The sequence below is a fragment of the Holophagales bacterium genome, assembly GCA_016699405.1.
Taxonomy (GTDB): domain Bacteria; phylum Acidobacteriota; class Thermoanaerobaculia; order Multivoradales; family JAGPDF01; genus JAAYLR01.
Window position 1 is genome coordinate 681,053 of the sequence record CP064972.1, and the last position, 21,157, is coordinate 702,209.

At 68.8% G+C, this 21,157-nt stretch carries 26 protein-coding genes and 1 pseudogene; 5 read left to right on the plus strand and 22 right to left on the minus strand.

The annotated features are described in order from the left end of the window. Positions 1-3 precede the first annotated feature (3 nt). Positions 4-429 carry a phosphatase PAP2 family protein gene (locus tag IPJ17_02825; protein ID QQR76072.1) on the plus strand — a complete coding sequence of 142 codons (426 nt, stop codon included), beginning with the start codon at positions 4-6 and terminating at the stop codon, positions 427-429. Beyond that, positions 426-1,640, plus strand: coding sequence for a glycosyltransferase (locus IPJ17_02830; GenBank protein QQR76073.1), 1,215 nt, complete (start codon positions 426-428; stop codon positions 1,638-1,640). The genes IPJ17_02825 and IPJ17_02830 overlap by 4 nt, the downstream gene beginning before the upstream one ends. A 263-nt stretch (positions 1,641-1,903) precedes the next feature. On the opposite strand, the gene IPJ17_02835 is transcribed toward IPJ17_02830, so the two are convergent. The 17 genes and pseudogenes from IPJ17_02835 to IPJ17_02915 form a co-directional block, all read right to left on the minus strand. Continuing rightward, positions 1,904-2,671 (minus strand): class I SAM-dependent methyltransferase, encoded by a 768-nt coding sequence (locus IPJ17_02835; GenBank protein ID QQR74543.1) that lies wholly within the window; start codon positions 2,669-2,671, stop codon positions 1,904-1,906. 112 nt (positions 2,672-2,783) lie between these two features. Beyond that, positions 2,784-3,626, minus strand: coding sequence for a hypothetical protein (locus IPJ17_02840; protein ID QQR74544.1), 843 nt, complete (start codon positions 3,624-3,626; stop codon positions 2,784-2,786). After that, complete coding sequence (locus IPJ17_02845; GenBank protein QQR74545.1) at positions 3,623-4,210, minus strand: PadR family transcriptional regulator; 588 nt, start codon at positions 4,208-4,210, stop codon at positions 3,623-3,625. Before IPJ17_02845 ends, IPJ17_02840 begins: the two co-directional genes overlap by 4 nt. 244 nt (positions 4,211-4,454) lie before the next feature. Next, positions 4,455-4,856: a PD40 domain-containing protein gene (locus IPJ17_02850; GenBank protein QQR74546.1), complete on the minus strand. Its 402-nt coding sequence runs from the start codon at positions 4,854-4,856 to the stop codon at positions 4,455-4,457. Between the two features lie 208 nt (positions 4,857-5,064). Continuing rightward, entirely contained in the window at positions 5,065-5,451 is a 387-nt protein-coding gene (locus tag IPJ17_02855; GenBank protein QQR74547.1) for a VOC family protein, read from the minus strand. A gap of 252 nt (positions 5,452-5,703) precedes the next feature. Continuing rightward, positions 5,704-5,907, minus strand: coding sequence for an RNA-binding protein (locus tag IPJ17_02860; protein ID QQR74548.1), 204 nt, complete (start codon positions 5,905-5,907; stop codon positions 5,704-5,706). Between the two features lie 404 nt (positions 5,908-6,311). Then, positions 6,312-6,878 (minus strand): hypothetical protein, encoded by a 567-nt coding sequence (locus tag IPJ17_02865; protein QQR74549.1) that lies wholly within the window; start codon positions 6,876-6,878, stop codon positions 6,312-6,314. Positions 6,879-7,067: 189 nt separating this feature from the next. After that, the gene (locus IPJ17_02870) at positions 7,068-7,529 is read right to left on the minus strand and encodes a hypothetical protein (GenBank protein QQR74550.1); all 462 of its coding nucleotides are present in this window, start codon (positions 7,527-7,529) and stop codon (positions 7,068-7,070) included. A gap of 180 nt (positions 7,530-7,709) precedes the next feature. After that, positions 7,710-7,877: pseudogene (locus IPJ17_02875) on the minus strand (ATPase). Between the two features lie 307 nt (positions 7,878-8,184). After that, positions 8,185-8,556, minus strand: coding sequence for a VOC family protein (locus IPJ17_02880; GenBank protein ID QQR74551.1), 372 nt, complete (start codon positions 8,554-8,556; stop codon positions 8,185-8,187). Positions 8,557-8,728: 172 nt separating this feature from the next. Further along, complete coding sequence (locus IPJ17_02885; protein ID QQR76074.1) at positions 8,729-9,682, minus strand: GNAT family N-acetyltransferase; 954 nt, start codon at positions 9,680-9,682, stop codon at positions 8,729-8,731. A 68-nt stretch (positions 9,683-9,750) separates the two neighbouring features. After that, a complete protein-coding gene (locus IPJ17_02890; GenBank protein ID QQR74552.1) occupies positions 9,751-10,431 on the minus strand; it encodes a DUF4386 domain-containing protein in 681 nt (226 codons plus the stop codon). Positions 10,432-10,602: 171 nt separating this feature from the next. Then, positions 10,603-11,148: a DUF4256 domain-containing protein gene (locus IPJ17_02895; protein QQR74553.1), complete on the minus strand. Its 546-nt coding sequence runs from the start codon at positions 11,146-11,148 to the stop codon at positions 10,603-10,605. Between the two features lie 87 nt (positions 11,149-11,235). Beyond that, a complete protein-coding gene (locus IPJ17_02900) occupies positions 11,236-11,634 on the minus strand; it encodes a RidA family protein (protein QQR74554.1) in 399 nt (132 codons plus the stop codon). Between the two features lie 478 nt (positions 11,635-12,112). After that, a complete protein-coding gene (locus IPJ17_02905; GenBank protein QQR74555.1) occupies positions 12,113-12,571 on the minus strand; it encodes a hypothetical protein in 459 nt (152 codons plus the stop codon). A gap of 178 nt (positions 12,572-12,749) precedes the next feature. Then, the gene (locus tag IPJ17_02910; protein ID QQR74556.1) at positions 12,750-13,247 is read right to left on the minus strand and encodes an SRPBCC domain-containing protein; all 498 of its coding nucleotides are present in this window, start codon (positions 13,245-13,247) and stop codon (positions 12,750-12,752) included. Continuing rightward, entirely contained in the window at positions 13,225-13,590 is a 366-nt protein-coding gene (locus IPJ17_02915; GenBank protein QQR74557.1) for a winged helix-turn-helix transcriptional regulator, read from the minus strand. Before IPJ17_02915 ends, IPJ17_02910 begins: the two co-directional genes overlap by 23 nt. 319 nt (positions 13,591-13,909) lie before the next feature. Between IPJ17_02915 and IPJ17_02920 the strand changes: the two genes are divergently transcribed. Next, a complete protein-coding gene (locus IPJ17_02920; protein ID QQR74558.1) occupies positions 13,910-14,251 on the plus strand; it encodes a hypothetical protein in 342 nt (113 codons plus the stop codon). Between the two features lie 209 nt (positions 14,252-14,460). On the opposite strand, the gene IPJ17_02925 is transcribed toward IPJ17_02920, so the two are convergent. Both IPJ17_02925 and IPJ17_02930 read right to left on the minus strand, forming a co-directional pair. Beyond that, positions 14,461-14,937, minus strand: a complete 477-nt coding sequence (locus IPJ17_02925; GenBank protein QQR74559.1) for a hypothetical protein — start codon at positions 14,935-14,937, stop codon at positions 14,461-14,463. A gap of 51 nt (positions 14,938-14,988) precedes the next feature. After that, complete coding sequence (locus IPJ17_02930) at positions 14,989-15,774, minus strand: PhzF family phenazine biosynthesis protein (protein ID QQR74560.1); 786 nt, start codon at positions 15,772-15,774, stop codon at positions 14,989-14,991. 218 nt (positions 15,775-15,992) lie between these two features. Here IPJ17_02930 and IPJ17_02935 point away from each other — a divergent pair, with 218 nt between their 5' ends. Then, complete coding sequence (locus tag IPJ17_02935) at positions 15,993-16,136, plus strand: hypothetical protein (protein QQR74561.1); 144 nt, start codon at positions 15,993-15,995, stop codon at positions 16,134-16,136. 284 nt (positions 16,137-16,420) lie between these two features. Here the strand turns inward: IPJ17_02935 and IPJ17_02940 are convergent, their stop codons facing one another. Beyond that, the gene (locus IPJ17_02940) at positions 16,421-17,137 is read right to left on the minus strand and encodes a dienelactone hydrolase family protein (protein ID QQR74562.1); all 717 of its coding nucleotides are present in this window, start codon (positions 17,135-17,137) and stop codon (positions 16,421-16,423) included. Between the two features lie 689 nt (positions 17,138-17,826). Between IPJ17_02940 and IPJ17_02945 the strand changes: the two genes are divergently transcribed. Further along, positions 17,827-18,978 (plus strand): IS110 family transposase, encoded by a 1,152-nt coding sequence (locus tag IPJ17_02945; GenBank protein ID QQR74563.1) that lies wholly within the window; start codon positions 17,827-17,829, stop codon positions 18,976-18,978. 381 nt (positions 18,979-19,359) lie between these two features. Here the strand turns inward: IPJ17_02945 and IPJ17_02950 are convergent, their stop codons facing one another. Both IPJ17_02950 and IPJ17_02955 read right to left on the minus strand, forming a co-directional pair. Beyond that, positions 19,360-20,406: a 7-cyano-7-deazaguanine synthase gene (locus IPJ17_02950; protein ID QQR74564.1), complete on the minus strand. Its 1,047-nt coding sequence runs from the start codon at positions 20,404-20,406 to the stop codon at positions 19,360-19,362. A 348-nt stretch (positions 20,407-20,754) separates the two neighbouring features. Continuing rightward, positions 20,755-21,057 (minus strand): hypothetical protein, encoded by a 303-nt coding sequence (locus tag IPJ17_02955; GenBank protein ID QQR74565.1) that lies wholly within the window; start codon positions 21,055-21,057, stop codon positions 20,755-20,757. Between the last annotated feature and the right edge of the window lie 100 nt (positions 21,058-21,157).

Here is a 21,157-nt window from a genome sequence, read left to right on the forward strand (position 1 = left end):
CGCATGGCGAGCCGGCTCGGCGACGGGCCCGCGTGGCTCGCGCTCGCCCCGCTCCTGCCGCTGCTCTTCGGGGCCGCGGCGCTCGACGCCGTCGCGCGGCTCGCTCTGGCCGGCGTCGCCTGTGCCGTCACCTCCAAGGCGCTCAAGCACGCGATCGACCGCCCGCGGCCCTACCTCACCCACCACGGCATCGAGCTCGGCGTCGCACCGCTCGACCGCTTCAGTTTTCCCTCCGGCCACACCTTGCACGCCGTGGCGCTCACCGCCGTGGCCGTCGCGCACTTCCCCGCGGTCGGTTGGGTGCTGGTGCCGTTCACCCTGCTCGTCGCCTGGTCGCGCGTGGCGCTCGGCGTGCACTATCCGTCCGACGTCCTCGCCGGAGCGGCGGCCGGCGGCGTCATCGCCTGGGCGACTCTCGCGTGGCTGTGAGCGGAGCGACGCGCGAATCCAGGCGCTCCGCGGCCGCGCGGCCGCGCGTTCTCCTGGTGAGCGACGTCGCCTTCCCGCGCGTCAACGGCGTCTCGACCTCGATTGCCACCTTCCGCCGGGAGCTTGCCCGGCTCGGCTGCGAGACGCGGCTCGTCGCTCCGCAGTACGACGGCAGCAGTCGGGAGGACGATCCGACACTGATCCGCGTTGCGGGTCGGCGCGTGCCGTTCGACCCCGAGGATCGCCTCATGGCGCGACGGCCCCTCGCCCGGGCCCTCGGCGTCGCGCTCTCCGGAGGCTTCGACCTCGTCCACGTGCAGACGCCGTTTCGCGCCCACGTTGCCGGCGTGGCCGCCGCCCGCGCGGCCGGAGTTCCGGTCGTCGAGACCTACCACACCTTCTTCGAGCACTATCTCGAGCACTACGTGCCGGTACTTCCCGGCCGCCTGCTCCGCTGGCTGGCGCGCCGCTTCTCCCGGGCCCAGGGCAATGCGGTCGACCGCCTGCTCGTGCCGTCGACGGCGATGCGCGAGGTGCTCGCCGGCTACGGCGTCACCTCGCCGATGGCGGTCGTCCCGACCGGCTTCGACTCGACGATCCAAGGGGGCAATGCGCCGGCGTTCCGGCGTCGGCTTGCCATCGCGCCGGAGCAACCGCTGCTTCTCGTGCTCGGCCGGCTCGGGCACGAGAAGAACCTCCTCTTCCTGCTCGAGGTCTTCGCCGCGGTCTGCGCACAGCGGCCCGACGCGCTCCTGCTCGTGGCCGGGGAGGGACCGGCGCGACGCGACCTCGATCGCCGGGCGGCTCAGCTCGGCCTCGCCGGACGGGTACGCTTCCTCGGCTACCTCGGTCGCGACGGCGACCTCGCCGCCTGCTACCGCGCAGCGGACGCGCTCCTCTTCGCCTCCCGCACGGAGACACAGGGGCTCGTGCTGCTCGAGGCGATGGCGCTCGGCGTGCCGATCGTCACCACCGCCGAGATGGGCACCCGCGATCTGCTCGCGAGCGGACGCGGCGCGCGGGTCGTCGCGGAGTCGGTGGGGGTCTTTGCCGGCGCGGTCCTCGAGGTGCTTCACGACCCGGTGCTCGCCGCCCGCCTGCGCCGCGAGGGCCCGGAGGTCGCAGGCGAGTGGTCGGCCGGGGTCATGGCCGAGCGCCTGCTCGGCGAGTACGAGACGGCGCTCGCCGAGGCACGCAGACCCGCGGCGTGACGACCGGGAGGCAGGTCAGGGCGACGCCAGAAGGCGCCGCGAGCCCACGCCACGGAGCGAGGGACGCCGATGGTGCCCCGGACGGACGCGGCTTGCCGCGGGACGGAGGCACCGTCGGAGTTTTCACGGTCACGCGGCCTTCGGCAAGTTGGCAGCCGACGACCCGGCCGCCGCGCGCCTCCCGGCTCGCAGCCCGTCGGGACGGACTCGGGCCCGCCTCAACGCGAGCGGCGCCGCGACGTGCCGGGGCAGCGACCGGGGTCTCACCCCTTGCCGGCCCGCGATCGGCCGGGTGAGGCGCCGGTCCCACTGCGTTGGCGCGGGCTCCAGAAGAGGCGTCGCCCCGGGGCCAGCGGCGTCGCGCCGTAGGCGCGGCGCGTCGAGGGAGCGAAGCCGGCCTCGACGAGCTCCCGTCGGAGCGCGGACTCGCGAAAGGGGTGCACCCGATGTGTTTCCGCGGCGCGCCGGTAGCTGCCCTCGTGCAGGCGGAAGGTCGCGATCTCGCGCACGAGCTCGCTCGCCGTGGCCTTCACCTCGACCAGGCAGGCCCAGTCGGGCCCTGCCGCCCAGGTGCGATACGGCGCCGGCACCTCGCGACGTCGGGTGATGACGTCGAAGAGGAAGAAGCCGTTCGGATCGAGGGCGGTCGCGACGCGCCCGAACAGGGCCGCCGTCGGGGGAGGAGAGGGGTGAGCCCAGTAGTTGAGCCCCTCGCCCACCGCGACGACGGCAACGCACGGCGGGATGGCGCACTCGTAGAGGGACGCCTGCTCGAGCGCGACACCCGGTGCGATCGTCCTGGCCAGGGCGAGCATCTCGGCCGAGGCGTCGATGCCGTAGGGCTCGTAGCCGGCCTCGGCGAGCACCCGCAGAACGAGACCGCTGCCGCAACCGAGCTCCACCACCCGCCCGCCGACGAGCCCGCGGCGCCGGAGCTGGCTCACGATCCACGGCGCGGCCCGTTCCGCCAGGCCAAGGAAGCCCGCGTGGTGAATGTAGGCCAGGTCTTCCTGGTAGAGATGACCGCTCATCGGCGTTGCCGGAGGCGAGCGCGACGCCCGTTCCAAGCTCGATACGGCATCACCGATCGTCTCGCCGGCGATCGCCGACGGGTCATCACCCGACCGCTGCCGGTGTCCGACCTCATCGCGAGAGCGCTGCGGGTTGCAGGGGCGTTGCCGTGGCGCTGGATCGCGCCGCTCGCGCCTTCGTCGTCAGCATCCACGTCACGAAGGCACCGAAGAGGAAGTTCGAGGTGCCCACCTCGCCCAGGTGGGCCCACCGCACGAAGTCCGGCATGAAGGGGTTCGGCACGAGCAGACCGGAGGCGGCGAAGACCGACAGCGCGAGCCCTCCGAGCAGCATGGCGACCGGCCGCCGGACTCTCAGCTCGTGCGCGAGCCCGGCGAGGAGCCCGACGAACACGAGGCCCCGCAGGACCTGCAGGCGCAGGATCGTGCCCATCTCGGGCATGACGCGCTGCTCGTAGAACGGCTTGACGAAGGCCCAGGCGATCATTCCCGCGGCGAGATAGGTGACGACGTACCCCAGATCGCAGGCGAGCACACGCGCCAACCAACTCCCGATCCCGCGGCCCGCGGGCCAGCACCGGGGTTCCACCGGGCCCGGGGCGACCCACGCGTCGAGCGCCGCCGCGACGACGGCGGCCTGCAGGGCGACCTTGAGGAGGAGCCAGGGGACGAGCCGCGCCTGAAGGTCGAGCGGGAAGATCAGCAGCTCGACGAAGTTGTTCACCACCGGCACGACGAGCAGCGCGAAGACCACGAGGGCACGCCGGATCCCGCGACCCGCAAGGCGCGGAGTGATGGCGAGCGCCGCCGCGACGACGATGGCGCTCGCCAGCAGCGAGCCCGGCAAAGCTCCGGCGACCGCCGGCATGTCGCGCAGCAGCACCCACTCGAGGAGCACTCCACCGAGCCAATAGACCGCCAAGGCAGCCGCCCAGATTCGGACTCCATGTTTCAAGACTCTTCTCCTTCCTTCCGGCGACCGGACTCGCCGGCGGACAGGGCCATCCCGGAACGCTCACACCACAGCGCGGTGCGGCGGATCTCGTCCATTCCGTGCTCGAACACGAGCCGCCCGGTCGGCGGCATCGCGGGCTTCGCCCCGGCGTAGAAGCGCTCGAGCCCCTCGAGGTGTGCCGCGAGCAGCTCGCGCAGCGACGCGAGAAACCGCACGGGAACCGCGGGCGGCGCCGCCTGGCTCATGAAGGCGAAGCGCAGATAGAGGGCCCCCAGGTCACGCACCGCCTCGTCTCGCGTGGGCGGCTGCTCCAGCCAGGCGCGAAAGCACCTCGATCCGAGAGCGGTCAGCTGGAGTGGACGGCGCCCGCGGGCGTTCGTCGGCCGCACCGCCACCGGCGCGATCCAGCCCCGCGCCTCGAGGCGGCGCAAGGCCGGATAGACCGCGCCCGGGCTGTCGCTGTAGAGCGCGAAGGGTGTCGTCGCGAAGACCCGGCGCAGGTCGTAGCCCGTCTGCGGCTGCTGGTCGAGCAGGCCGAGCAGCGCGAACTCGAGGGTCGTGGCGTCGCCTTGCAACCTGGGCATGCGGCCACAATAGTACGACGCGTACTATGCGTCAACCCCGCGACGCCGCGCCCCGTCGCGGCGTCGCCCACGGGGAAGGATCAGTTGGGTCCCAGCCGCGGGATCGGCCGAACGTTCGCCCTCGGTGGGTGCGACTTGGTGGCGCGCTGGTGGTCCTTGGTCGACGTTCCTCCGGGGCGATGCCGTCGTCGGCTATCCGCGGGTCCGTCTCGTCGCCGAGACGGACCCACCGGGACTTCACTCTTTACCTCTTCGCCGGCGGCAGCTCCTTTTCCGGATCTGCGACCCGGGTCGAGCGGAAGTAGACCTTCTGGCCATCGAGCGAGAGGGCATCAGGCAGGTCGCTTGCCGAGTGGAAGGTCAGGCGGCGCGGCGTGCCACCGGTCGCGTCGGTGACGAACACGTCGAAGTTCCCGTTGCGCTTGCAGGCGAAGGCGATCGACTTGCCGTCCGACGACCAGACGGGACGGGTGGAGCAGAGCTCGCCGCTGGTCAGCGGCGTTGCCTCGCCGCCCGGCGCGTCGACCCGCCCGATCTGACCGCCCAGAGCGAAGGCGATGGTGTGTCCATCGGGGGAGATCGTCGGATCGCGGATCCACTGGAGTGTGGTGGCGTGGGGTGCGGAGGGCGAGCGCCGCGTCGGCACGGCGATCGACCGGTTCGGAGGGCCCTCCGCTCGGTGGATGATTCGACGGCCTGAGGGTCGGTCAGGGAGCGGGCCGCGGGAATCGGCGGCGGGAGCAGGGACGTGTAGGGAAATTGCGGAGTGGCTCCGCGGGAACGCCACGACGCGCGGGAGGGCTCGCGTCGCCAGAGGAGCGGCGCAGAACGGCGCTGGAAAGCGACCCTTCAGGTCACTGTCCGGTGGGCGGCTCCCAGAGCTCGACCTTGTTCCCTTCCGGGTCGATGACCCAGGCGAACTTGCCGTACTCGGACTCGTCGATCTTCTCGAGAACGTTGCAGCCTTCGTCGCGCAGGGCGGCGACCAGGGCGTGGAGATCCTCCACCCGGTAGTTGACCATGAAGGTCGCCTTGCCGGGCGCGAACGCATCGCCCTTCGCCGCGCCGATGGACCAGACGGTCGTGCCGGCGACGGGCTTGCCCTCGCCATCGGTCCAGGTGAAGGCCGTGCCGCCCCACTCCTGGACGTCGATTCCCAGGTGCTTCTTGTACCAGGCCTGGAGGGCCGGTGCGTCCTGGGCCTGGAAGAAGATGCCGCCAATGCCGGTGACTCGTTTCATCGAACCTCCGCGGTCGGTCGTGGGTGAAGGCGGTGGCTTCGCTCGAGCCTCGAAGCCCGACGTCCGGCGAGCGCGACCATGGCTCGGGCGTCACGCCGGCCGCCCGGCGCCGACCGACGCGGTCGCGCTCGAGACAGCAAGCACACAAGCCTCCGAGGAACGAGCGGTGATTCTACTCCGGGCCGCACCCGCTCGCGACCGCGCAGCAGCGCTGCTTTCCCTGCAGGATGGAACACGGAGCCGGCAAGTCCCCTACTCCGGCGTGTCGCTCTGGCGAGAGACATTCCTGGCGAGGGTCTTGAACCTCTCGCCATTCGCCTGCACGACCGTGATGGTCACCGCACCCGTCGGACTGGTCTTGACGTCGCGCACGATCCCGGATTTCCCGGCATGCGACCCTGCGGTGACGACGCAGGCGTCGCCGTCTTCGACCGTGCGATTCGACTCCGGCTTCATCGGCAGGCTCCCTCTCCGTTGGTGGCCTCGGTGACTCGATGGCGGTGGTGTTGCGCTGTCGAGCCGCGGGCTGCGGAAGCGTCCACGACGATTGGCACGATCATCGAGCTTGGTCGTTTCATCGGCGATTGCGTCTCCAGCGAACGCTTGCGAACCCCTCGGCGGTAGAGATTAGCCGCGGCGAGAGCGACCGAGCGCCAGCCGGGCGATGCGCTACAGCGAGGGTTTCTCGCACTGGCCTCTTCCGGAGCGACCCACGCGGCCGCTTTCGAGAGGGCGAACATCCGAGGCAGAGCAGATTGGTGGTGCGATCCTACCCCGGGGCCAAAGCGTTCGCGGTCCGCGAGCGGACGCCGGTTGTCTGCTTTGCCGACCCTGCGGCCGCGAGCACCTCTCGTCGCAATCTAGCGCGCAGGCTGGCGCGCCGACCGGGCGGCGCTCTGCCGTTCGATCGTTCGGTCGAGGCGACCGCGAACGGAGCGCAGGTGCAGGATCGGATAGAGGTTCACCAGCAACTGGGTCACGAGGAACCCGGCGACGACCGACCAGCGCCCGGCGACGGCCGCGACGCCGATGAACGGCGCGAGGAGCACCGCGGCCCAGAAGTGACACGCTTCGGCGGATGCCACCTGGAGGCGAACGCGACGCGGGTCGGTCGACGAGTCTCCGAGATAGACACGCGCGTTCAGATGGCGGAGCGGGGTGTCGCGTAGCAGACGGCCGAAGCGAAGAACGCCCAACCGGCGCGAAAGGCGGCCGTCGACCTCCCACGGCCGCAGGCGGGAGAGCCCCCGCGGCATCCGCAGCACGATCAGCGGCTCGGCGAGCTTCGCCAGGGCGAGGAAGTAGAACATCACGAGCACGGCGAGCCAGGGGGACGTGCTGCCGATCACCCGGCCGAGCAGTACGAGCGACCCACCGAAGAACGCGGCGACCACCAGGAGGCCGAGCCCCTGGAGCCAGACGGGCATCGACCTCCCGCCTGTGCGTCGACCTGCCGGCAGACGATCCGGGATTCGGGCCGGCACGATCGTCGTCTCCGCATCCTGGCGTGTCGTCATTCAGGTCTCGTCATCGCGTGGCGGGGGGCGTCGGTTCGCTTCGAGCCGGGCCGGCTGCGGCGCCGGAGACCGGCTGCGGGCGCGAGCCGGCCAAGGCGCTCAGCCTCCACGCGACGCCCGTGCCTTGCTTCTTCCGGCGGACGAGATCGCCCCCTCCGGGTTGCGCGTCATCTTCTTGATGTGGGCGACCTGACGAAAGCGCAATGCCGACCAGTCTTCGTCGATCGCCACCTGGCGCACCGGCTCGTATCCGGCGGCGCCAAGGCTGGCCCAGCCGGTGTCTCGATTGAACTCGCAACGGTAGTTCTTCGACGTGCCCTTGGGATAGGCCATCCAGAGGGTGGCGTCCTCCACGGCGTTGGGCGTGAGAAGACCGGTCGCCCGCTCGACCTCGTCGAGGGTGGTGACGAACGCCAGCGCGAAGCCGACCGGCCCGATGGCGCTCCGCCGGATCTCGACCTGCTCGAGCGCCGCGAGCTCCGGCTCGATCGCGGCGGGCGCGTTCAGCACGTGCACGACCGTCGCGCTGCCGAGGTTGAGCTTCTTGAAGAGGGGAGTCATCGCGCGTCCTTTCTTCGCTGATTCTTCGTTCGTCGGCCGGCGTTGCTCTCGCACCGGAAAGACTGCGCCTCGACCGCGCTCCTCGCCGCCCTTCGCCTCGTTCGAAAGATCGGGTTCGACCCGAGGCGATTCTGTCACCGCTCGATGGCGTCGCAACGGCCCCGAGGATCCGTCCCGGGCTCACGCCGGCGAGGCGCTCGACTCGGCGAGCAAGGCGTCGAGTTGGGGCATCGCGGCGCGCAACCCTTCTTCCAGGCCGGCCGCCGTCTGCTCCATTGCCTCCAGGCTCGAGAATCGTGTGACGCACGTCAGGCGTGGGCCGGTCGGCGTGGTCTCGAAGGTGAACGTCGGCAAGGGGCTGCGACTTCAGGCGCGCTGGGCTTTCGGGAGTCGACGGAGCAGGCTCCTTCAGCGCTGGCACGCGGCGGCGGTCCGGGGCTCCGCACGCGCCCACACGCGAATGAGATCGAGGCACGACCCTCCCTTGAACGCGAGTGGAGGCGGCTCACCGCAGGTCACGAAGCTCGGCGCGAACAGCAGGAGCCGCCAGCGAGGCGAAGCTTCCTGCCGATCGAGGGAGCGACTCGGCACATCGTCCGTCATCGAGGGTGGCGCGGCGTGTTCTGTCCGACGCCGACGACCGACACGACTCGCGTCAGTCGATGACCTGGGCGAAGCGGATTTCGAAACCGGCCGGGTCCTTCACCGTGAAGTCGCGCAGACCGTAGGCACGGTCGGCGATGGGAGTCCCGATCGGCAGTTGCAGCTGGGTGACGCGGGCCCACACCGCGTCGACATCGGCGACGACGAGTCGAAGGCTTGCCCAGCGAGGGGCATGGGTGGCAGCTGCGTTCTCGGCGATGAAGAGCAGGGTGCTGTCCCAGCGGAGCGTGACGAACGAGGCGGTCTCGCGCTCGACGGTGAAGCCGAGGGCACGATAGAAGTCGAGCGCCGTCCGGAGATCGGGGACGACGACCTCGAGGACACCCTGCGCCCGGAGCTCCTCACGAGAGCCGATGACGGGCATGTGGCGATTCTAAGGGCGCCGCCCAGCGCGTCACCGCGCGGCACAGAGCTCCGGCGGCCCCCCGGCCCTCGAACGACTGCCGCTCGCTGGACGGAGCCTTGCGGCGCGCGTGGGATCGAACGGGTCTGCCGATCGGTCTCGGCACGCTCTCCGGGCGTTCCTTCCCGCGACCTCACCTCTCGGGAGGACGTTCGGTCGCCGCACCGTAGACCGTCGGGTCGTGACGCTCCATGAATCGATCGGGGGCCGCGAGCGCCGTGAACCCGTACTTCGCGTAGAGCCCGTGGGCGTCCTGGGTGGCCAGGACCCACCGCCGGAGCCCCTGCAGCCGAGGGTGGGCGATCACGGCATCCATCAAGCGCACCGCCAGCCCCCGGCCGCGATGCGACTCGAGCACGAAGACGTCGGCGAGGTAGGCGAAGGTCGCGCCGTCGGTGATCACCCGCGCGAAGCCCACCTGCCGCGTGCCGTCGTAGACGCCGAAACAGAGGGAGCCCTCGCGGGTCGGCGCCCGACCGCCGCGCGAGCCTGCCGGCGCGGCCGAGGTCGGCCTCGCGGCGCCGTTCCGGTTCAGGGCACGGTCGAACCACCCGCTCCGGCCGTCGCGAGCTGTCCCGTCGCCGCTCCGGGCAGCGACAGGATCCACCGCGCGACCCCTGCCGAGAGAGCGAGCCCTTGCACGAAGCCCTCGCTCATCGCCTTGACGACGACGTCCGGCGTGGTGAATTCGGGGCGCAGGATCAGCCAGCCCTCGATCGTGCCCGAGCCGGCCGGCGTGCGCATCACCTGGTTGGCCAGAGCGGCCGTTCCTTCGAAGAGCTCTCGCGTCAGCAGCGGATAGGCGAGGGCACCCACGCCGATGTAGGTGACGACATGCGCGACCGTGACCCGCCCCGCGAACGCGGCGAACCTCTTCCGCTCTCGATCCTCCTGTCTGCCGGATCGGCGCGACGGAAGTGGAGATCAGCGGCGCGAGCGAGCGGCGAAGGCCGATCGGTTGGTCTGCTGAGACGACGAGGTGAGCTCCTCCTTCGACTCGTCCGGCCTGGAGCGTGCCACCGTGGTCAGAGTCACGAACGCCTGCTCCCCGGAAAGCGGTGCCCGCCGGCGAGATGACGCCCTCCATCGGCAGCCGGCCACGGAGCCGAGACGAAGAGGGCTTGCGCAGGTGTTTCCGCAGCGACATTTCGAGCGTCATCTTCCCGCCTCCCCCGCCGAGCTCGCGACCGCGAACCGCTTCTGGAGCAGCCGTTCGTCGGCGAGCAGCAGCCACACCGTCAAGGCCAGCTCTCCGACGAACGCCGGCAGGAGCACGGCGGGAAAGAGCTTCGCCGCCAGGGGCGGGGACAGCAGCAGGGCGAAGCTGTTGAGCAGATAGCTTCCCCCGGCAGCGACGAGCAGGAGCCCGAGGAGGCGCGGTACGTACCTGGACTTGACGATCAGGTATCCCCGAACGAGACAGGTCATGCCGAAGAAGACGAGGCCGAGGGCGAAGCCGTGGCCGTGAAGGTCGATCGCCTGGAAGGCGAGGGCTCGGGCATCGAACGCCGCCGGGGTGCGTGCCGAGGCCTCGACCAGCGACAGCGCACTGAGGAGCGAGAGCTTGTTGATCACCAGCGTGGAGGTCTGGACGACATTGAAGACGGTCGCGAGCAGCGCGAGGGGATGGCTGACCGGCCGAAGAAGCAGGTAGAAGAAGACGATCAAGGGCACATCGAGCACGTGCATCAGCAGGTCCCCGGCGATGCCGAGGCGCCAGAGCAGCTCCGAGCCGAGCAGCTTGTCCGCCGTCGCGACAGGATTGCCGGCGACGACGAGCGCGCCGCGGACGAAGAGCTCGCCGAAGAGACCGAGGCCGATGATCGCGAGGTACATCGCGCCGGCGATTCGGGCCGAAATGAGGGTGGGGGGTGTCGACGCCGCCATGGGAGCGTATACGCGGCGACGAGCGTTCGAGTTCAGCGTCCCTCGCAGGAAGTCGCCGACAAGGGGCTCGACCTCACCCGCCGCGCGTGCGCCGACGCGCCCGCGCGAGTGCAGCCGGGCTCAGAGGGCCAGTCGGCCGCGGAAGCCGCGAGCGGCGTAGTACGACTCGGCGCCGTTGTGATAGACGAACACCCGGCCGAAGCGGCGATCGCCGAAGAGCGCGCCGCCGAGGACTCGAACCTCCTCGGGTGTCTTCACCCAGCTCGACGTCTTCGCGTCCAGAGCCCCGAACGTCTGAAGGAAGCGGTACTGCTCCTCGGTGAGGAGGGTGATCCCCATCGCATCCGCCATCTCCAGGGCGCTGCCCTTCGGCTTGTGTTCCTGCCGCGAGGCGAGCGCCGCCGCGTCATAGCAGAGGCTGCGGCGCCCGGTCGGGCTTTCGGCCGCACAGTCGTAGAACGCGAAGCCGCCGCGCGACGCTGGCTCGGCGACGACGTCCGGCTCCCCGCCGGTGGCCTCCATCGCCTGCAGTGACGCCATGGCCCCGGGTCGGCTCAGCAACGCGTCCTGAACGTGCGACCAGAGAACACCCTCGTGGCGGTGCATGCTCTTCTCGAACCGGGTCTTCACGACCTGGAGCAGGTCGTCCTGCTTGTCGGCGTTCATGGCTGGGCGGAGCTCCCGGGGAGAGGGGTAGGCTGCAAGGCGAGTTGGAGTACGTCGTCGCCATGGCGATCGGCCACGGGTCGAGCCTCACGTCGCCGAGGTCACGACGGCGTCGACTTCGGTCTCGACGAGCCACTCCGGGTCGATGAACCGCACCACCTGGACCATGGTGCACGCCGGCCGGATCGCCGCGAAGAACTCGCCGTGAACTTGGGCGACGGCGCGCCAGTCGTCGATCCGAGTCAGGAGAATCCGCGTTCTGATCACGTCTTCGAGGCTTGCGCCGAGGCTCTCGAGCGCCGCTTTCGAGATCTCGAAGCACCGTCGCGCCTGCGCGGCGGGGTCGTTTCCACCGACGGTGCGGCCATCCGGCCCGAGGGGCGCCGTGCCGGCCACCGAGACGACGTTCTCGATGCGTACCGCGCGCGAGAGCCCCAGGAGCGGCTCGTAGGGGCTTCCCGAGGAAACGGTCCGGCGATTTCGCATTCTGAATCTCCCTCCCGTTGGTTCGACCAGACGCCCCGCGCGACCCCCGACCGATTCGCGCCGCTCGGCGGGCCCCATGCCGTTCCGCACCGACCGCGCGATCGACGCCGAGCCCGTCCGCGCCAAGGATGCGTTGCGCTCTCGCTCGACCCGATCGCCCTCTGGAGCTCCCCCCCCTCTTCGGTTCGGCGAGCGCATTGCTCCTGGTCGGAAGGCGTCCGCGAGGGTGGCCTCGATCATCTAACAGTTCCAGGGAGCGAGGTCGGTGCCGGCAAGCGACTCTCGGCGCGAGGACGCAGGGGCACCGCAGAACCGACTCCCGGAGTCCGAAGGCGGCCTCGATCTGGAGATCGGCCTCGTGGGCCATCGAAGGTCCCCGGGTCGACCGGTGGCGGACCCCTGGGGCCAAAGCCGCCGGTCCGCGGACGCCGAGGTTCGCAGCCACTCGGCGCAGGAGCCTCGGGAGGCGGTGCCCGTGTCAGCGAGACGAGGGCCGCGTCGAGCGCCGCCGAACGAGAGAGTCGCCCGACTCGGAGGGGTCGGAACGTCTTGGGTCGCGGCGTGAACGAAGGATGGCGACCTTCTGGCGCTGGACGAGGCTGCCGGCGAAGTAGGCGATCGACGGGAGCACCAGCAGCAGAGCCAGCGGGCGCCACCAGACCCGCTCCGAGGCGGCCGCGATCGCGAGCTGCGCGGAGAAGAGCGTCGTGAGCGCGAGGTGCCAGCGGAGGTTCTTGCGGGCGACCTGAGGTGTGGTCTCGGCGTCGAGGGGCTCCGACACGTGACGGCGACGCGTGAGCCATCGTCGGACGCGTGCCGTGCGAAGGCGCCGCCAGAGCGCAAGCTCGGCCGGCGTGGTCGGGACTGCAAGAAGCGCAATGGTGACGACGACCAGGAAGGCCGAGAGCCATGCAGATGCGGCGAGGACGAGGGTCATCGGAGGGCTACCGGGCGGATGCGGAGTCGACCTGCGCGCCCACAGCCTCACTCCGCCGCGCCGCGCAAGCGCGGCGGCGGCAGGAACGAGGGGCGAGCCGACGGCCGTCCCGGAGTCCAGACCCTGCGCCGAGCCTCGGGCGCTTCGATGGTCGCCATTCGCGAGCGCTCCGGCGTCGTCAGTCTCCAGCCGGCCTCCGAGCGAGCAGCTCATCGAGTTGCTGGAACGTCTCCGGCATCACCTCCGACGCTCCAGTGCCGGCCGCATCGAGCGCTTCCTTCGAAGGATAGAGCTCGCGCAGCACCAGGAGCGTCTTGCCGTCCCTCTCCTCGAAGGTCACGGTGGTGACCGGCCCGGCGTCACCGCTCTCTTCGTTGGTCCACACCAGACGCACCGGCGGGATCACCTCCAGATATCGGCCGAAGAACTCCATGCCGCCGCCGAACCCGAGGCGGTACTGGCCCCCCGGGCGCACATCCATCTCGATCGACTCGAGCTTCATGTCCATCGACTTCGGCAGCCACCACTGCTGAAAGAGATCCGCGCGCGTCCACGCCTCGAACACGAGGCGCGCCGGCGCGTCGAAGGTGCGCGTGACGACGAGCTCGCAGTCGGACGTCCGTTCGACGGTGACCTGCTTCGTCGGCGAAGGCTCACTTCCTCTTCTTGCGTCCATCGCGCTTCTCCTTGCGTTTCAGGTCCTCGATCACCTGGTCCAACGCGTCGAAACGCGCGGCCCAGAGTTGGTGGTACTTCGCGATCCACGCCGCCTCTTCCTCGAGCCGGCACTGGCCGAGCCGGCAGGTGCGCACGCGTCCGATCTTCTCGGTGGTGACGAGCCCGGCCCGCTCCAGGACGCCGACGTGCTTCTTCATGCCGGTCAAGGTCATCTGGAACTTGTCGGCGAGGTCCGTGATCGACGCATCCGAGCGCGCGAGCCGCTCGAGGACGCCGCGCCGGGTGGCGTCCGAGATCGCGGCGAAGGCGGTGTCGAAGTGGCCGGCCGAATACTGAACCATATGGTGCAGTATGGAACAAGTCCGGCGCGAGATGCAAGCGCGACCTTCCGGTCGCGGTGAAACGAGACCGGGAAGCGAGGAGCGACGACGCCGCGATCATCCCGACAAGGGCACTCTCGAAAGGACACTCGAGGCTGGACTCGCGGGAGCTCTTCCTCGGCAGCGAGGAACCAGCCGTCGATTGGACATGGCGCGCCAGCGCTCGCGCCGTCTAGAGTTGGAGGTCTTCCGCCGCCGGAGAGTTGGTACGAGGCGACGCACTTCGCGAGCCGCCTTCGCGACCGGCGACGAACGGACCTCCGAGAGAAGGAGCCTCGAGATGCCTCGCTACCTCATTTCCTTCGACGACGGCTCGATGGACCACATTCCCGAAGCGGAGCTGCCGGCGGTCGGCGAAGCCGCGCACGCCGTGGTGCGGGACGCCAAGGACGCCGGGGTCTGGGTCTTCGGCGCGGGGGTGCTCCGTCAGCAGGCGACGATCGTGGCGACCGACGGCGCCGTCTCGTGGGGACCCGTGCCGGAGACCAAGGCGGTTCTGGGTGGTTTTTCCATCCTCGAGGTGGCCTCCCGCGAGGAAGCGCTCGCCTGGGCCGCGCGCTTCGCCAAGAGCTGTCGCTGCGCACAGGAGGTGCGCGAGATCGGGTTCGATCCGGAATCCTGAGCGCGGCGCACTCGGGTTCGGCGGTGGCACCTGTCGGAGCATGAGCTGAGCGGTGGGCACGCGAAGCTCCACCGCTTGCACCCGCGATGAGATGAGCTCCTTCCGGGACTCGCCCGGCATCTCGCTCTCGGCGCGCGGACTTCCTCCTGGCCCCGAGCCCCACACGCTCCCCTCAGAGGCCGAGGATGCGAATACGGTCCTGCCCCGCGTCACCGGTTCGTGGGGAGGCGCTCGTGGGAGGAGTCGAAGTTCGGCCTCTTGTCCGCGCCAAGAAACGAGTATCGGATCGAGACGCCATCGATTGCCTCGACCTTCTTGTGGGTGCGCGCATTTCGAGGGTAGCGGACCTCGAGCATCCCATCTTCGACCCAGCGAATTTCAGCCGGCGGCCCACCCCAAGGCGCGCGTGGAGCTGCACCGTGATCCGAGTCCGCTACGAACACGTTCCCGGCATCTTCCGGGAGACTCTCGGCGCGAAGTACCGAGACTTGGGTGGTGAAGTCCGTCGTTGCACCGCAGTCGCGCTCGAAGAGGAACGCGGTCCGCGTGCCGTCGGGCGACTTCCGTTCGGCGATGACCGTGTTCGCGCAGAGGTCGTCGCCGCAGCCGGTTGATATTCCGAGCATCGCGAGAGCGATGGCCGCGTAGAGGGCTCGGTTCATCGGCGCGGTGACGAGGAGGAACATCCGGCATCCGTGGAGAGAACAGCGAGTCCCCAGCACGCCCAGGTTCGGCCACTAGCCTTCGATCTCGATCACGCCGTCGAGGTAGCTCACAGCTTGGCCGCCGATCCGGACGCGGTCGCCCCGCAGCTCGCAGCGGAGCGCTCCGCCGCGCGCGGACAGCTGCCGGGCTTCCAAGCGCGTCCGGTCGAGCCGCGCCGCCCAGTACGGGACGAGCGCGCAGTGGGCCGAGCCCGTCACGGGATCCTCGGGAACGCCGAGTCTTGGCGCGAAGTAGCGAGAGACGAAATCCACCGTCTGCCCGGGCGCCGTGACGATGAGACCAGCGGCGTCGAGCTCCTCCACGGACTCGAGATCGGGCTGGAGGTCCCGCACCTCCTCCTCCGAGGCAAGCAGGGCGAGATAGGCCCGCGCCCGGCGAGCCTCCACGGGAGGCTTGCCCAAGGCTCGGACGAGGGCCGCTGGAACCTCGCAGGGCTCGGTCGGGAGGGAGGGCAGGTCCAGCACCAGCAGCGGGCCTTCCCGGCTGACGGTCAGCGGGCCGCTCGCGGTCTCGAACCGGAGAGGATTCCCGGGAAACCCTCTCTTCGTGAAGAAGACGTGCGCGGTGGCCAGCGTGGCATGGCCGCAGAGCTGGACCTCTTCTACCGGCGTGAACCAGCGCAGGTGGAGCGCGCCGCTCTCCTCCACGACGAAGGCGGTCTCGGAGTGGCGGTTCTCCATCGCGATCCGCTTCATGAGCTCGTCGGGCAACCAGTGGTCGAGCAGGCACACCCCCGCGGGATTCCCGCGGAAGGGCTCCCCCGCGAAGGCGTCGACGTGGAAGTAGGGGATCTTCATGGCGAGCCTCGATGGGGAATAGCCCGGTTTCTCGGGGTCTGGCACAGCCTGACGACCCGAGCTCAGCGACCCGGCCGACGGGAGGCGACGATTGCAGCCGCGACGGGATGGCCGGTTCCCCGCAGCGAGGAGACGGACTCCTCCCTCGACTCGATCGGCATCTCGCCTGCCACAGTCGTCGGAGTCATGAGCGCATGCTCCCTCGAAAGGAGGAGTCCGTGAACGAGCCTACGATGGTCGCCGTCGACCCGGCAAAGAGCGTCTTCGAGGCGGCGGTGTTCATGCGGCCGGGGCAGGTGCGACCTCGCCGGCGCCTGAGCCGCGTGGCGCGGTGGCCACGCGCGACACCCGCTTCGAGGTGAGACCGATGGCTGCATGACACCGTCAACCCGCAGCAAGCTGCGCAGCGCACGACATCCATGACGATTCCGGTACGACCGACGCGGGGAAGGAGCCGATAACTACTCTGGCCTGCGGGGCCGGTGCGAGCGATTGCCTCCCCGCGCGCGGATCTCATCCTGGCCCGGAGCCCCACACGCTCCGCTCAGAGGCCGAAGATACGACTGCAGTCCTGACCAACGTCATCGACTCGTGCATTGGTGCTTGCGGTAGGAGTCCTGATACGAAGGGTCAGGCGCGCAACCATTTACCGAAAAATGTACGCCTCGTAGCGAGGTTCCGACGGCAGCTTTTGGCCCTTCAGGAACTCCCACGCACCGGCGTTGATTGACGTGGCCAGCGTGTAGTACCAGTGATCGTGGCCCTTCATGATCTCGACCTGCGCAGGAATGCCGGCATCCTTGAGGGCCTGGATCGTGGCATGGACCGACCCGACGGGGAAGAACTGATCACGGTCACCCGAGATGACCATGACTGGTGCCTTGCGTTTTGCCAACCGGATGGTGGCGTAGTCGCCGTCTGTGCGAAAGGAGCCCGCATGAACGGCAGCTGCGGCGAAGTACTCGGACTCAAGGAGCACCAACCGAAGGGCGAACACCGCACCGGCGGAATGACCGAAGAGGTACATGCGTGATGGGTCGATCGGCAGCCGCTGCCTCAGGGCCTCGACGAGCTCGTACACCGGGCCCGGTCCGTCTTGCGGGATCTGCCATTGCTCGTGGTCGAGCGCGTCGAGGCCGACGACGACCAGGCGCTCCTTGCGAGCGATCCTGGCCCACTTCTCCACGACCGAGTCGCCATCGCGCCCCGAGCCGTGAAACGCCAGGAGAAGAGGGAGCGTCTCGCCCGGCTTCAGCTCGGACGGCATCGCCAAGTAGTAGACCCGTTCGACTCCACCAAGGGTGATCCTCTCCTTCGTCACTTTGTCGGCGGCGACGGCTGCGTCGCTGATGAGCATACCCACGAGGAGTGCTACTAGTCTCTTCATCGATGCAGCTCCGAATGTCGGATCATGCACGCCCAACGGCTATGGAGTTCAGCGGCGGCAGGGCCGGCCTTGGGCCGTCGCTGCCGTCCGCTGCAATGATGAGATGGACTCCTCCCTCGACTCGATCGGCATCTCGCGTGCCACAGTCGTCGGAGTCATGAGCGCATGCTCCCTGGAAACGAGGAGTCCGTGAACGAGCCTACGATGGTCGCCGTCGACCTAGCAAAGAGCGCCTTCGAGGTCCCGGTGGCGACCCGGCCGGGGCCGGCTCGACTTCGCCGGCGCTTGAGCCGCGGGGCACAGTGGCTAGGCGAGACGCCCACTTCGAGGTGAGACCGATGGCTGCATGACACCGTCAACCCGCAGCAAGCTGCGCAGCGCACGACATCCATGACGATTCGGGTACGACCGACGCGGGGAGTGAGCCGATAACTCTTCTGGCCTCCGGGGCCGGTGCAAGCGACTGGCTCCCCGCGCGCGGATGTCATCCTGGCCCGGCTCCACACGCTCCGCTCAGAGGCCGAAGATACGACTTCAGTCCTGACCAACGTCATCGACTCGTGCAGGGGTACTTGCGGGAGGAGTCCAGATACGGCGTGTTAGATCCTATGAGGGACGTTCCTGGCACACTCTTTCCTGATCGTTGACAGCGAAAGGAGAAGGTCATGCGCAAGGAATCGTCCCGGCCTGAGTCTACGCTCACCACCCGTTCCGCCGCGAGCACGCTCTACCTGGCGCTCGAGCTGTCGCACCGCGAGTGGAAGCTCGCCTTCACCTCGGGTCTCGCCGTCAAGGCGCAGATCCGATCGGTGCCCGCCGGCGACCTCGCCCGCCTGCGCGAGGAGATCGCTCGCGCTCGCAAGGTCCTCGCGCTCGCGGCCAAGTGTCGCGTTCTCTCGTGCTACGAGGCCGGTCGCGAGGGCTTCTGGGTCCATCGCGCGCTGACTTCGATCGGCGTCGTCAACGTCGTCGTCGACTCCGCGTCGATCGAAGTCAATCGACGGCGCCGGCGGGCCAAGACCGATCGCTTGGACGCCGCCGCGCTCGCCGACCTCCTGGTCCGCTACGATCTCGGAGGTCGCCGGGTGCTCGCCGCGGTGCGCGTGCCGACCCCCGAGCAGGAGGACGCACGTCCGCTTCATCGCGAGCTCTGCACCGCAAAGGACGATCGGACCCGGCTCATCAACCGCGTGCGCGGGCTTCTGGCGGGCCAAGGCCTCCGTGTCGAGACCGTCCACTCCGACCTGGATCTCGCCGCGCTGCGTACCTGGGCGGGTAAGCCGCTGCTGTTGGGTCTTGCCCGACGCCTCGCGAGCGAGCTGGAGCGCCTCGGCGTGCTCCACCGTCGCATCCTCGAACTCGAGGCCGAGCGGCGTCACGCCCTCACCCTGGCCGACACCAAGGCGAGCGAGCAGGCCGCTTTGCTCACGCGTCTGCGTGCGATCGGGCCCAACTCGGCGAGGCTCCTCGCGCACGAGCTATTCTCCTGGCGTGACCTGCGCAATCGTCGCCAAGTCGGTGCTCTCGCCGGGCTCACGCCGACCCCATTCACCAGCGGCGACACCGAGCGCGAGCAGGGCATCAGCAAGGCGGGCATCCGCAGCGTCCGCTATCTCGCCATCGAGATCGCCTGGGGGTGGCTGCGCTTCCAGCCCCGCAGCGCTCTCGCACGCTGGTACCAGAAACGCTTCGGCAAGGGCGGCTCGCGGCTACGCAAGATCGGCATCGTCGCGCTCGCCCGCAAGCTCTTGATCGCCCTCTGGCGCTTCGTCACCTTCGGCGAGATCCCGGCCGGCGCCAAGCTGAAGCCGGCCTGAAGCAAAGGGACCGGCTAGGACGCCATCACCCACAGCGTCCCTCGGTGAACCCATGAACGATCGACTGGTGGACCTGCCCGTGCAATGCCGGCGGGTTTCCTTCGGGAACCGCGTGTTAGATGGGGCAGCTCCCACCAGCGCTTCCACTCGGCTGCGTCTTGCAGCGAACAGAGGATTCGGTGACGGCCCCCGAGGCCGCACGGATAGAAGGTCGAGGCAGGACCTGATCCTGCCCGTCAGCGGAAGCGGCCAGTCGACGCTCGAACACTACAACCCGAACCGGAGGACCGACTAGCGAAGAACTCGACCAGCCCCGGAGAGGGAGCTACTTGACAGGACGTTCTTCATAGAAGCCCGCTCAGTGGCTTGCGCCCCGCCGACTTATTGCGCAAACGTGACGGCGTCGGCAACGCCCGCCTCATCAAACGCGCGTTTGCGATGTCTGCACGCGCTGCATGTTCCGCAGTGGACGGGCCCTCCAAGTCGGCAGGTCCACGTGTCGCCAAAGCGTGCTCCGATTTCGCTGCCCAGTGAAACTACGTCGGTCTTTCGTTTGTCAATGAAGGGTGTCTGAAATCGGGGAACTGCGCCACCCTCGAAATTTACGAGGTTTGCCACCTGTGGAAATGCCTCAAAGAACTCCCGCATTCGCGGGCGTGCCTGGGCTTGCTCCTTCAAGACGGCAACACTGATCGTCTCGATCTTGGTCAGTTGCGCGTAGTAGAGAGCTACGCTCAGTAGGATAGGGAAGCCGGACGCCGGAACTACCAACGCTTCCAGATCCTTCATGTCTGCCTCGTCTGGCCCTATCGCGCCTTCGGGTAGATAGCCGCGGACCAAGGGAATGATGCCTTTCACATCGACGATTTCGAGTGGAACGCCCAGGTCAAATGTGATTGCTTTCACGGAATGCAGTTCTTGATTCGTAGGGAAAGTCCCCATATCAAAGTAGAGCGCTCGGACCCTTTGCCCTTCGCGGGTGGCCTGGTAGATCATGACGGCCGAGTCGAGCCCTCCAGAAAGTAGATGGACGGATTCGTATGCGACTCCTGGCATGATGCCTCCTTCGGATTGCTGTGCTCTTGGGCGGCAGAGCGCCCAGTATTTACCTGCCTGATTGGTTTGGCGAACCGGAACGCAATCCTCCTGTCCCGATAGTGGTCCTGCCTGAACGTCCTGTCGGGCTAACGCTGTATTCGACCCCATCCCGTCTCGAGCGCGAATCGGCAAACGCGGCACTTCTTGCCGTGTAACACCGACGGGCACGGGGCGGCGGGCGGGGTGAGAAGTCGCATGGCTGGCTGGCTGGCTTGCTTGCTTGCTTGCTTGCTTGCTTGCTTGCTTGCTTGCTTGCTTGCTTGCTTGCTTGCTTGCGGGCAGTCTAGGGAGCGGGCAGGCGAATGTCAAGCGTGGCGTGTAGCGCCGCATGACACCGAAGCTTCAAAGGTCATCCGCGGGGCTGCGCATGCCGAGGTCGCCGCGGTTCAGGACGTGGGTGTAGATCATGGTGGTGGTGACCTGGCGGTGGCCCCAGGAGCTCCTGGACTGTCCGGAGGTCGTGGCTCCTCTCGAGGAAGTGAGTGCCGAGGGAGGTCCGCTTGCTGCGCCCAGTCACGCGCGGGCACGGCAGGACTGCTTCGCCCGGCTTCTCTGGCAAAGCGGCGCGCGGCCCTGTCGAAATCGCGAGGGCGGCTCAGGCTCGGACGACGTGTCTCCCGCGCCGAAGGCGTCTCGCCCGCGAGGCACACGCCCCGACGCGAAAGCTGCCGCCAGTGCCTACTGAAGCGGCGTTCCGCAGCGGGCGCAGAACCTCGGGCTGATCGCCTTGCCAAGATAGCCGTCGCAGGCAGGGCAGCGCCAGTTCTTCAGCGAGAAGAGAAGGACGCCGATGATCGCCACGAACGCAGCGGGCAGAGCATAGGAGAGCGGCACGCCACCGAGGGTCTTGCCCGTGGCCTCGTTCGCCGTGCCGATCAGGACCGCAGCAAGGAGCGCCGGGACCACCGCGATCCACTGGCGACGACGACGGAGGGCAAACGTGCTCTTGAACTGCTCGAGCTGCTCCTGGGTGTACGTCATGGTTCCTCTCCGGGCGAAGGCGTGCGTTGAACGATCTCGATGCGGCGAAGGACTGACGGGCAATCGGACTGCGGTACCCTGGCTTCGCCCGCAACGGCTC